Genomic DNA, 13,287 nt, shown 5'->3' on the forward strand with positions numbered 1-13,287 from the left:
ACAATTGGGGTGCAGTTCAGAACAGGCGGTTTTTGTTTTTATAGGATGGGGGAGAGCAGGCGGGAAATAGATTCTCTGAACCGGATCCATTTTGAACGCTGCTGATATTGTTCCCATGTCAGCTTTCTTGAAAGTTTGACATCCTCATGGAAAGCGTCCATCAGTTTTTTGGCAATCGTTTTGTTGTAAATAAAGGCATTGATCTCAAAATTGAGTTTTAAACTTCGGATATCGAAATTAGCGGTTCCGACAGAGGATATCTCATCATCGACCACGATAGATTTAGCATGGATAAAGCCGTTGTCGTAAATATAGACTTTTGCTCCTGCCTTCAGCAAGTCACCAATGTTCGATAAAGATGCCCAGTATACAAAGACATGGTCCGGCTTATTCGGAATCATGATCTTTACGTCTACCCCGGAATGGCAGGCGATCCGCAGCGTGTCCAGCAGGCTGGCGTCAGGAATAAAGTAAGGGGTTTGAATGGTGATCGAATTTTTGGCCAGGGAGATCATCTTAATGTATCCGTCCTTAATTTGCGGCCATTGGGATTCAGGGCCGCTTGTCACAATCTGCATGCCGATGCTGCCCTTGCCGATCTCTTCTGGAAAAAGGACCGGGTCATAATCAATATCATGTCCATAAGAGGCTTGATTCCAGTCCAGAATAAAGCGGGTTTGCATGGAGTGGACGGCCGTACCCTGGATCTTTAAGTGGGTGTCGCGCCAAAAACCAAACCTCGGATTAAGCCCCAAGTATTCATCGCCAACGTTAAAACCGCCGACATATCCAATCTTTCCGTCGATAATAACGATCTTCCGGTGGTTCCTGTAGTTCATCCTAAAATTAATGAAGGCAAACTTTGTCGGGAAGAAGACTTCGACCTCTCCTCCAGCTTTTCGAAGCTCTGAAAAAAAGCGCTTGGTGAGCCTTCGTGATCCCAATTCATCGTAAAGAACTCTCACCTTAACTCCCTGCTTCGCTTTTTCGATCAGCATATCTCTTATTTTTCTGCCAAGATTGTCTTTTTTTATGATGTAATACTGAAGGTGTATATGGTGCTCAGCCTGCTCGATATCCTTAAACAGGCTCTCGAATTTCTTTTCCCCGTCGGTAAATATTTCAACGGAGTTATCTCTGGAAAATGGAGCTTGGTTATTGAGGAGCTGCATGTAGATCAGATCCTGACTGGCCCGTTCAGGTTCGTTGCAGAACTCAAAAGAGCCCTCCCTAAGATGTTTCATCTGGCTGTTTAATGTTTTCTCCAAACCGAGCTTTTTTTGGTCATCCCATTGAAAAAGCCGATTTCTGCTCAGGTTTTGCCCAAAGAGTAAATAAAGAAAAAAGCCTCCTAAGGGTATGAAGAGCAAAACAAGGAGCCAGGCCCAAGTGGAGCTGGCATCGCGGCGTTCCCGAAATACGATGACGGCCGCAAGCAATATATTCAAAATGGTAACGAGCATTAGTAAAATAGAAAAAATATGCATAAATTCTCCTTAACAAGCAAGAGTACGGTAGATGTATAACATACCATATTCTCCTTGTATATTCCCAGTTCTTCAAATAATAAGCAGAGGGACCGGTTGGATTTTTTCATAAATAGAGTGTAGCATAATCCCATAAATTTCCGAATAGTTACTCAAAAGAAAGCATATGAAAGGATATTAGAGGATATGTCCATATATGTAAGTATATTATGGCTATCTGTTGGGATTCCTAATAGTAACTGTCACACACCCTTAAATCAAACGATACATAATTTGGTGCAGCATTGATACTTCTATACAATAATAAAGTTACGGTGAATCGTGGTTGTCGAAAAATGTCGTAAAATTAGAGGTGATGTTATGGAAGTAAAAGTCAGTGTAAGAAATGTAACCAAAGTATTTGGCAAATCTCCGAAAGCTGCCGTTCAATTACTGAAAAAAGGTTACTCAAAAAGAGACATATTAAAAGAAACGGGCAGCACGGTCGGTGTGAATAACGCATCATTTGATATCTATCCTGGTGAGATCTTCGTGGTCATGGGGTTATCCGGAAGCGGTAAATCCACTTTGATCCGCATGCTTAACCGGTTGATCGATCCTTCGAGTGGCGAAATTCTTATCGATAATAAAGACATCGTGAAAATGCCTTCCTCTCAACTTAGAGAAGTGAGACGCAAGACCATCAGTATGGTGTTTCAAAACTTCGCATTATTTCCTCATAAAACCGTGTTGGAAAATACGGAATACGGATTGGAAATACAAAATGTCTCCCCATCGGAACGCAAGGAAAAAGCGATGAGATCCCTTGAGATCGTCGGATTAAAAGGCTATGAAAATCAGCTGCCTTCCCAGCTGAGCGGCGGAATGCAGCAGCGTGTGGGACTGGCAAGAGCGCTCGCAAGCGATACAGATATCCTTTTGATGGATGAAGCTTTCAGTGCCCTTGACCCATTGATTCGGAAGGATATGCAGGACGAACTCCTCGAAATTCAGGATTCCATGCACAAAACGATTATTTTTATCACGCATGATCTGGATGAAGCGCTACGAATCGGGGACCGTATTGCCCTTATGAAAGACGGCAGCATCATTCAAATCGGAACACCTGAAGAAATTATGATGAACCCGGCAAATGAATACGTAGAACGGTTCGTGGAAGATGTGGATATATCACGTGTTCTTACCGCTTCACACGTAATGAAACGGGCAGAGAAGATCTCTCCTGACAGAGGGCCGCGGGTTGCGCTTCAAATCATGAAAGACCAAGGGTATTCCAGCATCTTTGTCGTCGACCGGAAAAAAAGACTGCTTGGGGCTGTGACAGCAGACGCTGCATCTATGGCCATTAAAGAAAATAAAACCATCGAGGAAGTCATGCAAAAAGACGTGTTGACCGTAAGTGAGGACACACTGCTTTCTGACTTGCTGGAACCGATGGCGAATTCGACGATTCCACTTGCCGTTACGGATGAAGAAAAACGGTTAAATGGTGTCATTATCAGAGGCGCAGTCATTGGGGCGCTTGCCGGCAACCGCGATGGGCTGAACGGAAAGGAGGATGACGAATGAATTTTCCGAAAATCCCTTTAGCACAATGGGTTGACCATCTTGTGGACTGGATAACGAGCACGTTTGATCCTGTGTTCAATGCCATTACAGGCTTTATCGATGGGCTGCTTGACAACCTTGTCACCCTTCTTGGAATGGGACCATCGATTGTTTTAATATTAATCATAACTCTTATTGCTCTTTACACGAGCAGATGGGGAGTGGCCATTTTTACTTTGATCGGATTATTACTGATTGATAATCTCGGATATTGGGATTCAACTGTGGATACGATCGCACTCGTGTTGTCATCCGTCGTCCTGACTATATTGATCGGAATACCGCTTGGAATATGGGCTTCGCAAAAAGATACCGCAAGAAGAATCATTACCCCTATTTTGGATTTCATGCAGACCATGCCTGCCTTCGTATACCTGATTCCATCGATTCTGTTCTTCGGAATCGGTGTGGTGCCGGGGATTCTGGCATCTGTGATCTTTGCGGTACCGCCGACGATCCGTCTTACGAATCTAGGGATCCGCGAAGTGCCAAAAGATTTGATCGAAGCTTCAGAAGCCTTTGGCTCCACAACAGGACAAAAGCTGCTCAAAGTACAGCTTCCATTGGCTGCACCGACCATCCTGGCTGGTGTCAACCAGAGTATCATGCTTGCCTTGTCCATGGTCGTTATCGCATCACTTGTTGGTGCACCCGGACTTGGAGCAGAAGTTTATCGTGCGGTGACGCAAATTAAAGTCGGCCAAGGTTTTGAAGCCGGGCTATCGATCGTTATTATCGCAATCATCCTGGATCGAATCTCTCAAAACTTACGAAAACCGCTTTTCGGCAATATCATCAATAAGAAAATTGTTTATTCTGTCTTAGCCGGTGTGCTGATCGTAGCTTATGCTGCAACAGCGATCGCACAGGCTAAACCGGATCAAACGAGCTCTAAGAATGTCGGTGACCAGGTGAATTATGAAATAACAGGGATCGATCCTGGTGCCGGATTAATGAAATCAACAGAAAAAGCGATGAAAGACTACGGTTTGAATAAAGACTGGACACTAAAAGAAGGTTCAGCCGCAGCGATGACCGCAGAATTGAAAAAAGCGTATGAAAAGAAAGAGCCGATCATCGTTACTGGATGGACGCCGCATTGGATGTTCAGCAAGTACGACCTTAAATACCTGAAGGACCCTAAAGGCTCTTACGGTAAGGGAGAAAGCATCCATACTCTCACGAAAAAAGGATTCAAGCAGGAAAATCCAGGCGCTAACAAGATCTTGGATCAGTTCTACTGGAAGCCTTCTGACATGGAAGAGGTCATGGTGGACGTTCAAGATGGAGCGAAGCCTGAAAACGCTGCAGCTAAATGGGTGAAATCCCATAAGCAACAAGTCAGCAAATGGACGAAAGGTGCTCAAAAAGGCAATGGGAAAGAAGTCAGCCTTGTATATGTAGCCTGGGAATCCGAAATTGCAAGTACGAACGTTGTAGCAAAAGTTCTTGAACAGCAGGGCTATAAAGTAAAACTTCAGCAGGTTGAAGCCGGCCCGATGTTCGCTGGAGTGGCAGACGGAAGTGCCGACGCGATGGTCGCCGCATGGCTGCCAACGACTCACAAGGATTACTACAACAAATATAAAGGCAAATTCGAGGATCTCGGTCCTAACCTGGAAGGTACGAAGCTTGGACTGACGGTTCCGAAATACATGCCGATCGATTCCGTTGAGGATCTAAAAAAATAAGAATGATTGAAAAGAGGGCAGCTTCCTGAAAGCTGTCCTCTTTTTTAGATAGACTAATGGCCAAATCCTTCTAATAAACTATAAGGAATACTGCAAATTGTTTGTTAAGGGGGAGCTCAGCATGAATAACATCAATTGGGTCGTGGGCGATCCATACGTATATCAATCGCTGCAGCCGGCCGTAGGAAAGCCGGTTGTCGTCCAGACCGAGCGAGGGTCGGTCCGGGGGACGCTTAAACAGGTGGTTCCTGATCATATCGTCGTAGAATCCGCAGGAAACTCATTTCATATCCGCACGCAAGCGATCATCTGGGTGGTGCCGAATCCTCAGCTTATTCCCGAATAATCCTCCTGGGGACCACATAGGCTTTGAGGTAGTAGAAACACAGCGGGGGGGTGAAGCATCATGATAAAACGTGTGAACAAAATTCAGATCGAACTGCCGCGGCCGGAGCACGGAGACATGAACGGAGCCTCAGCCGTTCAGGAGCTTTTGGGCGGAAAGTTTGGAGAGATGTCTACACTGAATAATTACATGTTCCAGTCATTTAATTTTCGGGGAAAGAAAAAACTTAAACCTTTTTATGACCTGGTGGCCAGCATCACGGCGGAGGAGTTCGGCCATGTGGAATTGGTGGCCAATACGATTAATCTCATGTCATTCGGCAATACGTTTCCGGGTGACCCGGACAGCACACCGCTGCAAAATGGGAAGGATGCACGCTATTCGCTCCATTTTACGACGACGCCTCAGACTGCCTACCCGGGTGACTCCATGGGCCGCCCGTGGAACGGAGAGTTTGTAACCAATACCGGAAATCTTATAGCTGATCTTCTTCATAACTATCTGTTGGAGATCGGAGCGCGTACCCATAAAATGAGGGTGTATGAAATGACGGAGCATCCAACAGCAAGAACCTTGACCGGTTATTTACTCGTCCGGGGAGGCACCCATATTATCGCTTATGCAAAGGCATTGGAAGTAGCAACCGGTGTGGACGTCGGAAAAATGCTTCCGGTTCCGAGACTCGACAACAGCAAGTTTGATTACGCAAAGAAATTTATGGATCAGGGACTTTATAATGTGCTGTATACGTGGGGAGAGCCTGAGTACCGCGACATCAGCAAGATCTGGAAAGGAAAGAACCCTGAAACCGGCCAGCAGTTAACGGTCATTGACGGCATGCCGGAAGGGGCTCCCGTACCGGACTTTGAAGAACTTCCTGAGGAATTTGCCCCGGGCATCGACCGGGATGATTATGAGCGCATTTTGAAGAGGCTGATGTCGAATTTGTAAAGGGATGCCGAATCGCCAGTGTATGATGGAGTGGTTCGGTTTTTTTGTGGTAATTGAGCCAAACTCCAGCTAATTGAGCCAAACTCAGGAAGAATTGAGCCAAACTCGAAATAATTGAGCCAAACTACTTATTCAGAGTATTTCACTCGGAAAACCTTGACATCTGTCCTGAAAGTAAGGTAACATACTCTCAAACTAAAACATCAACAGCGGCAGAGGGAACAACCCGCAAGGTGCAATATGGCATCGCCGGCCTAATGTTCCGCCGTCTCCAAATTGGTGAATTACATAGAGCAAGAGCTGACTAGACATCTAGAGGCTCGTTTAAGCAGATCACGTTCTGTTTAAGCGGGCTTTTTATACGGGAAAAATAGAGGGAGGAAAGCGCATGTTCACTTTCTACTGGAGTCTATTGATCTTATTTTGGGTGATCGGACTGTTTATTTGGCATAAAATTTATCCGGATCAAAGAAGAGAGGGATAAGTGAGTAAACTGTCCGTCTGAAACGTAAACATGGAAAATCCTCATCCGGGCAGAAGGATGAGGATTCTTAATTTATTGAAGAACTTTTTTTAGAATGTTAATGTTTTTTTCCATGAGGCTGATATAGTCTTGTTTACCTGAAATATCTTTTAGAGAGGGTGACTCCAAGTTATGGAAGGACAGGGCCTCGGCACCCACCTCAGATTTTACTGTATCGGCTACCCGCGGTTTGACATTGTCTTCAAACAAAACATAGCGGATCTGATGTTTCTTTGAAAGATTAATAATTTGCTGCAGCTGTTTCTGGGTCGGTTCATTGGACGGAGAAAGTCCGGAAATTGGAATTTGTTTTAATCCATATCGCTTCTCCCAATAACCATAAGCAGCGTGTGAAACAAGGATTTCTTTTTTATGGCTGCCTTTCATAAGAGTTTTGAAGTCTTGATCAATAGCAGCGATCTGAGATTTTAAATCCTCAAAGTTTTTCTCATAGTATTCTTTATGAGAAGAATCTTTTTTCACCAATGCATTTTTTATGTTTTCCGCCATTTTTATGGAATGTAATGGATCAATAAACACATGGGGATCAACGTCTCCATGTTCATGATGCTCCTTTTGGCCTTCATGCTCCTCCTGAGCTTCAGCAAGCGGTATCCCTTCTGAGGCTTTAACCACCATCGTTTGATCTTGATTCAATGTGTCGATGGCTTTGTCGGCAAATCCTTCCAATCCTGCTCCGTTATAGATAAAAATATCACCATCAGTCAGTTTGGACATCGTTTGGATCGTGGGTTCGTAGTCGTGGGGCTCGATACCTGCAGGTACTACATTTTGCACATTAACATACTTGCCGCCGATCTTTGCTGCAAAATCCTCAAGTGGAAAAATAGTCGTATTGATTTGTATTTTTTTGTTCTTATGAGCTGCTTCCTCGGCCGAACTGGTCTTGTTTTGGCCGGAACAGGCTGCAAGAATAAAAGAAAGAGCAGTGAACATGGCAAGCCATTTCATCATTTTCATCGTATTCAACCTTTCAATATAAGATCTTACTGAACTATATCGTAATGGTTACGATTTGTAAAGAGTTTTTCCTCATCTCCATCTTACAAAAATTGCCATTATTGACAGCCCGATGTGTAAGGATTACAATACAAAACGTAATAATTACGATTTAAGAAAGAAAGGAATGATGGATGATGGCGAAAAAAGCAATGATCGAACGAGAGTTAAAACGTCAGGCGGTCGTTGAGCGCTATGCTGCAAAAAGAGCAGAATTGAAGGCGATGGGAGATTATGAAGGTTTGAGCAAGCTTCCTAGAAACGCGAGTTCAACCAGGCTTCATAATCGATGCAAGGTGACCGCGGCCGAGGGGAGTCCTTCCGTGAACTTGCTCATAAAGGCCAAATTCCAGGCGTGAAAAAAGCAAGCTGGTAAAAAGAGAAAACTTTCTCTCACAAAACGTGAAGAGAAAGCTTTTTACTAATTTGCATTAAGACCATGGCCTCACCTTCCTTCCGTATAGAATGCAGGAATAGGATCTCGGAGTTTTTCCCAATCGGAATTCATTTATTCTGTTGTTAAAAGGCAATGATCCAGTGAATGTTCGATACTTTTTTGGTCCATGTTCATTCCAATCATGACAAGCTCTGTCAAGCGGTCACCGAACTGCCCGTCCCAAATCTCAAGCAGTTCGGGTGCTTCTGCCAGAGTTTCTTTTTGTTCATCCTCAGGCAATGCAGCGATCCAGTCTCCTGCTCCTTGAATGACAATCGAAGTACCTGCCTGAGATAAAAGGCCGGCTGTACGGTTTCTTGAAGCCAGCCAAAACATTCCTTTTGACCGCACGATTTTTGCAGGCCAGTTTTCCAGCCATTTCATCAGGCGTTCAGGATGGAATGGGCGTTTCCGGCGATACACAAAAGAAGTGATGCCAAATTCTTCTGTTTCAGGTGTATGCTCACCGTTAAGCTCTTTAAGCCAGCCGGGTGACTGGCTGACCTTTTCAAGATCAAATAGTCCGGTATTCAGCAGTTGGCTAAGTGGAACTTGGCCTTTGATGGATTCCAATATTTTAGCTTCGGGCTGCAGCTTGCGCATGACTGCTTTTAGACGTGCGACTTGCTCAGATGCTACAAGGTCTGTTTTATTAATGATAATGATATTGCTGAATTCAATTTGATCAACGAGCAGATCGATCACTTGGCGTTTATCTGTTTCATCGACTGCTTGATTTCGATCAAGAAGGTTTTCTCCTGAAGCATAATCTTCCCAAAACCGGTGGGCATCCACAACGGTGATCAAAGCATCAAGTGACACTAACTTGGTAAGATCGAGGCTTGATTCTTGATCCTGGTAGGTTAATGTCTGTGCAACCGGAAGAGGCTCACTTATTCCAGACGACTCGATCACGATGTAATCGATCGTCTTGTTGTCAGCAAGCTTCTGAACCTCCAGAAGCAAATCATCGCGCAAAGTGCAGCAGATGCAGCCATTCTGCAATTCTACCAGCTTCTCCTCCGTGCGGGAAAACCCGCCCTGTTTGATCATTTCGGCATCCACATTTATTTCACTCATATCGTTTACAATGACAGCAACCCTTAAGTTCTCGCGGTTGTTTAGTATGTAATTAAGCAGAGTGGTTTTCCCTGCGCCCAGATAGCCGCTGAGCACGGCAACAGGTATGGTTTCCAATCCAATCCCTCCAAAATAAAACGTAATGTTTACGATTTGGATCTTACCATACTCTTTTAAGAAGTAAAGGGGACAGCGAAAATCTTTTTGATGAATAGATAATTTGTTTGTTTTTCTAGGTCTGGACCTGCCATCCATGATATGATAAAACATAATGATTACGATTTATAAAAATAACAAGCATTTACTGATAGGAGGGCCATCATATGACACAGCCACAAAAAATACCAACCTACATACTAAGCGGCTTTCTTGGCAGCGGAAAAACAACAGTATTGCTCAAGATGCTGTCTGACTTTAAAAAGAGGGGGCTTAAGCCGGGCATCGTTCTTAATGAGCTCGGTCAGGTGAATGTAGAAGGGCATATGTTTAAAGGTGAAAAGCTGCTGGAAATGCTGGACGGCTGTATTTGCTGTACGATACAGGACGATCTTCGCGAGGAGCTTCAGTTCTTTTTACAGGAAGAGAACGCTGTCGATGTATTACTGATTGAAGGTACAGGAGTGGCAAATCCGAAGGAAATTCTTGAAGCGCTGACCGATCCGCGTCTTCTTGACGGTTTTGAAACACAGTCCATCATCAGTCTCGCCGATGCGAGCAAGTTCCTTGAGTATCAAAGCATTTTCTCCAGTTCAAGGGAAATACGGGAGATGCTCAATGAACAGATGACGAGCGCTACACTTATTCTTTTAAACAAGATGGACCTTGTCAACGAGAAAACGAAAGAAAAGATCTATAAAAAACTTAGCAAGCTATTAAAAGCAGATGTTGAAATCATAGAAACGGTCTATGGTGAAGTGGAGCTGGAGGAGCTGTTGAAGAAACGGATGAGCACGATTGCCGTCTCCCTTGGGGATGGAATGGAAGAAGCCGGCCATTCGCATCACAATCATGAACACCACCACCACGAGCACCCTTTTAAAGCGTTTAAAATAGAAGATTTTCCTGCGGTCGAGCGAATCCGCTTTGAAAAATGGCTGAAAAAGCTGCCTGGAAGTGTGCTGCGCGGAAAAGGAATGGTATCGCTGGCTTCTCTCTCTGGTCTCTATCAATTTCAATTCGCATCGAAAGAACTGGAGATAGAACGGATGGAAGACCCAACCTGCCGGACATGCCTGATTTTGATCGGTTATAACATGCCGATTGAGGAAATTCGAACTTCCTTTCAGCAGGAGGTTCTGCAGACATATAAAGTGTAGTTTCCCTACAATGGCTATTCATTAATGTTCAGAGCGGCTTCCTGCGTTTCCTCTTTAATTTGACCGATGACAGAGATAGCAGCGCCCACAGCTTGGATCCGGCTGCCAGTGATAATTAAGTCATCATTGTCAAAGAAGACAGACGGATGATAGTATCCGCCGTCTTCGAGCAGCTCATATGAACCGCCCAGCGCCTGAAGTGAGTTCCCGATGGCCTGTCCTCAAATTCGTCTGCTAAAGCAACCAAACCGCCTAATGCCTGGGTCCAATTCCCCGTTATGATTAAAATGTCCTCGATGTGGCCTTCAAAATCCATAAGAAGACCGGCGATGACTGTAACGTTTCCGATCGCCTGAAGTTCATTTCCGATCAGTTCCAGTGAAAACGTTCCTTGCCCGCCGGCTTCAAGTGAATTTCCGGCAGCTTGCAATGTATTGCCGAAAAGGTCTAAATCCTTCCGGAATTCCTTTGGTAAAGCAGGAAATGGAGTAGTCCCAATTGCTGAAAGAAGGGTGCCTAAAGCTGCTATTACAGATCCTGCAATTTCTTTGCTATGGCTATTCATAGGCAACCAGCTTCCTGTTTTTATCTTACTTAAATCTTATTCAGCAGGAAAGCCGGGCGTTAACATATCGAGATCGATTTCTAATTAAGCAGACAGCTAAATTTCCGCACAGAACTGTAAAACATGCTACATTAAATGCATGATGATCAGAGAGCACGATGAAGGAGGATTTATTGTGATACGTTTTGGTATAATTGGAACGAACTGGATTACCGATTCTTTTTTGAAAGCAGCAGGGGATCTGGAGGATTTTAAACTGGCTGCCGTCTATTCAAGGACGGAGGAAAAAGGCAGAGAGTTTGCGGATAAATACGGGGTGCAGACCGTTTTTACGGATGTGGAAGAGATGGCAAAATCAGAAGTCGTCGATGCGGTCTATATCGCCAGTCCAAACTCTTTTCATTCGAAGCAGGCCATCATGCTGATGAATCATGGGAAGCATGTGCTCTGTGAGAAGCCCCTTGCATCGAACGCAGGCGAAGTGAAGGATATGATTGCAGCAGCAAAAGAGAACAAGGTGGTTATGATGGAGGCGCTGAAGTCTACGATGCTTCCAGGGTTCAAGGCGATCCAGGAGTGCTTGCCCAGGATCGAAACGATACGAAGATACGTCGGGAACTATTGCCAATATTCTTCCCGCTATGATGCCTATAAAGAAGGAAACATTTTAAATGCATTTAAGCCCGAGTTTTCGAACGGAGCACTAATGGACTTGGGAACGTATTGCATTTATCCGCTCGTTGTTCTGTTTGGTAAACCGCTCACTGTAAAGGCAAGCGGGATCATGCTGGAATCCGGTGTCGATGGGGAGGGAAGTGTTCTTCTGACCTATGAGTCGATGGAAGCCGTCATCACCTACTCGAAAATTACTGATTCCTTCCTCCCTTCTGAAATTCAAGGGGAGAAAGGGAGTATCGTCATTGACCGGATTCATACCCCGGAGAAAGTAGAGATCCGGCTAAGGGGCGGCTCGACAGAAGAAGTCTCTCGGACTGCCGATCATGAACCGATGTATTATGAAGCAAAAGAATTCATCTCCTTGATTCAGCAAGGAAAACTTGAATCTGACATTAATTCACACTCGAATTCTCTTACCGTCATGGAAATCATGGATGAAATCCGCAGCCAGATTGGAGTTGTCTATCCGAATGACAGTAAATAACGACAAAAACCGCTCATCCTTTTAAATGAGCGGTTTTTGTTTAATTCAGCAGTGAAAATGGAATAGTACCTATCAGATGAAAATGGGGGTTTGGATGAGAGAGCATTGGTCACACTAATGCATAGATAGGGTACAATTTTGAGGCCTTTGAGGAGTGGTAGATATGAAAACAGTAAAGAAAGCCATTATTCCAGCAGCCGGGCTTGGTACCCGGTTTCTGCCGGCCACCAAAGCGATGCCGAAAGAGATGGTGCCTATAGTAGACAAACCCACTATTCAATATATTGTGGAGGAGGCGATTAGTTCAGGCATTGAAGATATCCTGATCGTGACAGGTAAAGGGAAACGTGCGATCGAGGATCACTTTGACTATTCCTTCGAACTGGAGCAAAGTCTGTTCAGCAAGGGCAAGGTGAAGCTCCTTCAGGAAGTTCAACGATCTTCAGAGATGGCCGATATTCATTACATCCGCCAGAAACAGCCGAAGGGACTCGGTCATGCGGTGTGGAGTGCCAGGAAGTTTATTGGAGACGAGCCGTTCGCCGTGCTTCTTGGTGATGATATTGTACAGTCAGAAACACCATGCATTCGCCAACTGATTCAGCAGTTCGAGAAAACAGGGTCGTCTGTAATCGGGGTCAAACCGGTACCGGAAGAAGAAACCGATCGATACGGAATCATTGAGACGAAAAAACAATCCGGACGATTGTATGAGGTTTCTAATTTTGTGGAAAAGCCCGCTAGAGGTGAAGCACCATCAAACCTGGCCATCATGGGGCGCTATGTTCTTACTCCAGAGATCTTTTCCATTCTGGATAATCAGGAGATCGGGGCGGGTGGAGAGATTCAGCTTACGGATGCCATCCAGAGGCTGAACCAGAATCGGCATGTGTATGCCTACGAGTTTGAAGGCGATCGTTACGATGTTGGGGACAAGCTTGGATTTATCATGACGACGATTGAATTTGCTCTGAAAAATAAGGAGCTTAACGAGCCTCTCTTGCGTTATTTAAAGGAAAAGATGATGGACGTACAGGCCGATCCGAAATTGTAATTTTGCCGATTTTACGGCTTATTTTAAACAGAAGGGGTTCTCTGAATT

General features: G+C 44.7%; 10 protein-coding genes and 2 pseudogenes. 8 read left to right on the forward strand and 4 right to left on the reverse strand.

The annotated features are described in order from the left end of the window. Nucleotides 1-38 precede the first annotated feature (38 nt). Entirely contained in the window at nucleotides 39-1,487 is a 1,449-nt protein-coding gene (gene cls / locus ABHN01_RS16755) for a cardiolipin synthase (protein ID WP_429876478.1), read from the reverse strand. Nucleotides 1,488-1,847: 360 nt separating this feature from the next. Here cls and ABHN01_RS16760 point away from each other — a divergent pair, with 360 nt between their 5' ends. The 4 genes from ABHN01_RS16760 to ABHN01_RS16775 all read left to right on the forward strand — a co-directional run bounded on the left by ABHN01_RS16760 (nucleotide 1,848) and on the right by ABHN01_RS16775 (nucleotide 6,083). Continuing rightward, a complete protein-coding gene (locus ABHN01_RS16760) occupies nucleotides 1,848-3,056 on the forward strand; it encodes a quaternary amine ABC transporter ATP-binding protein (protein ID WP_429876479.1) in 1,209 nt (402 codons plus the stop codon). After that, nucleotides 3,053-4,786 carry a glycine betaine ABC transporter substrate-binding protein gene (locus ABHN01_RS16765; protein WP_429876480.1) on the forward strand — a complete coding sequence of 578 codons (1,734 nt, stop codon included), beginning with the start codon at nucleotides 3,053-3,055 and terminating at the stop codon, nucleotides 4,784-4,786. Before ABHN01_RS16760 ends, ABHN01_RS16765 begins: the two co-directional genes overlap by 4 nt. Nucleotides 4,787-4,907: 121 nt before the next feature. Then, nucleotides 4,908-5,132: a YuzF family protein gene (locus tag ABHN01_RS16770; protein WP_290399035.1), complete on the forward strand. Its 225-nt coding sequence runs from the start codon at nucleotides 4,908-4,910 to the stop codon at nucleotides 5,130-5,132. A gap of 60 nt (nucleotides 5,133-5,192) precedes the next feature. After that, nucleotides 5,193-6,083, forward strand: a complete 891-nt coding sequence (locus tag ABHN01_RS16775) for a manganese catalase family protein (protein WP_429876481.1) — start codon at nucleotides 5,193-5,195, stop codon at nucleotides 6,081-6,083. Between the two features lie 556 nt (nucleotides 6,084-6,639). Here ABHN01_RS16775 and ABHN01_RS16780 read toward each other — a convergent pair. Further along, nucleotides 6,640-7,587, reverse strand: coding sequence for a metal ABC transporter solute-binding protein, Zn/Mn family (locus tag ABHN01_RS16780; protein WP_429876482.1), 948 nt, complete (start codon nucleotides 7,585-7,587; stop codon nucleotides 6,640-6,642). A 176-nt stretch (nucleotides 7,588-7,763) separates the two neighbouring features. On the opposite strand from ABHN01_RS16780, the pseudogene ABHN01_RS16785 reads away from it, so the two are divergent. Beyond that, nucleotides 7,764-8,002: pseudogene (locus tag ABHN01_RS16785) on the forward strand (uS14 family ribosomal protein). Nucleotides 8,003-8,134: 132 nt separating this feature from the next. On the opposite strand, the gene ABHN01_RS16790 reads toward ABHN01_RS16785, so the two are convergent. After that, the gene (locus ABHN01_RS16790; protein WP_429876483.1) at nucleotides 8,135-9,259 is read right to left on the reverse strand and encodes a GTP-binding protein; all 1,125 of its coding nucleotides are present in this window, start codon (nucleotides 9,257-9,259) and stop codon (nucleotides 8,135-8,137) included. Between the two features lie 206 nt (nucleotides 9,260-9,465). Between ABHN01_RS16790 and ABHN01_RS16795 the strand changes: the two genes are divergently transcribed. Then, nucleotides 9,466-10,458, forward strand: coding sequence for a CobW family GTP-binding protein (locus tag ABHN01_RS16795; protein WP_429876484.1), 993 nt, complete (start codon nucleotides 9,466-9,468; stop codon nucleotides 10,456-10,458). Between the two features lie 14 nt (nucleotides 10,459-10,472). On the opposite strand, the pseudogene ABHN01_RS16800 reads toward ABHN01_RS16795, so the two are convergent. Then, nucleotides 10,473-11,023, reverse strand: a pseudogene (locus tag ABHN01_RS16800) (DUF6944 family repetitive protein). Between the two features lie 175 nt (nucleotides 11,024-11,198). On the opposite strand from ABHN01_RS16800, the gene ABHN01_RS16805 reads away from it, so the two are divergent. Then, complete coding sequence (locus ABHN01_RS16805) at nucleotides 11,199-12,185, forward strand: Gfo/Idh/MocA family protein (RefSeq protein WP_429876485.1); 987 nt, start codon at nucleotides 11,199-11,201, stop codon at nucleotides 12,183-12,185. A gap of 163 nt (nucleotides 12,186-12,348) precedes the next feature. Continuing rightward, the gene (galU, locus tag ABHN01_RS16810) at nucleotides 12,349-13,239 is read left to right on the forward strand and encodes a UTP--glucose-1-phosphate uridylyltransferase GalU (protein ID WP_429876486.1); all 891 of its coding nucleotides are present in this window, start codon (nucleotides 12,349-12,351) and stop codon (nucleotides 13,237-13,239) included. Nucleotides 13,240-13,287: the final 48 nt, after the last annotated feature.

The organism is Fictibacillus sp. NRS-1165 (assembly GCF_050468105.1).
Lineage (GTDB): Bacteria > Bacillota > Bacilli > Bacillales > Fictibacillaceae > Fictibacillus_C > Fictibacillus_C terrinigri.

Coding starts and splice junctions, on each gene's coding strand:
- cls (WP_429876478.1), bottom strand. CDS start 1,487: ATGCATATTTTTTCTATTTTACTAATGCTCGTTACCATTTTGAATATA.
- ABHN01_RS16760 (WP_429876479.1), top strand. CDS start 1,848: ATGGAAGTAAAAGTCAGTGTAAGAAATGTAACCAAAGTATTTGGCAAA.
- ABHN01_RS16765 (WP_429876480.1), top strand. CDS start 3,053: ATGAATTTTCCGAAAATCCCTTTAGCACAATGGGTTGACCATCTTGTG.
- ABHN01_RS16770 (WP_290399035.1), top strand. CDS start 4,908: ATGAATAACATCAATTGGGTCGTGGGCGATCCATACGTATATCAATCG.
- ABHN01_RS16775 (WP_429876481.1), top strand. CDS start 5,193: ATGATAAAACGTGTGAACAAAATTCAGATCGAACTGCCGCGGCCGGAG.
- ABHN01_RS16780 (WP_429876482.1), bottom strand. CDS start 7,587: ATGAAAATGATGAAATGGCTTGCCATGTTCACTGCTCTTTCTTTTATT.
- ABHN01_RS16795 (WP_429876484.1), top strand. CDS start 9,466: ATGACACAGCCACAAAAAATACCAACCTACATACTAAGCGGCTTTCTT.
- galU (WP_429876486.1), top strand. CDS start 12,349: ATGAAAACAGTAAAGAAAGCCATTATTCCAGCAGCCGGGCTTGGTACC.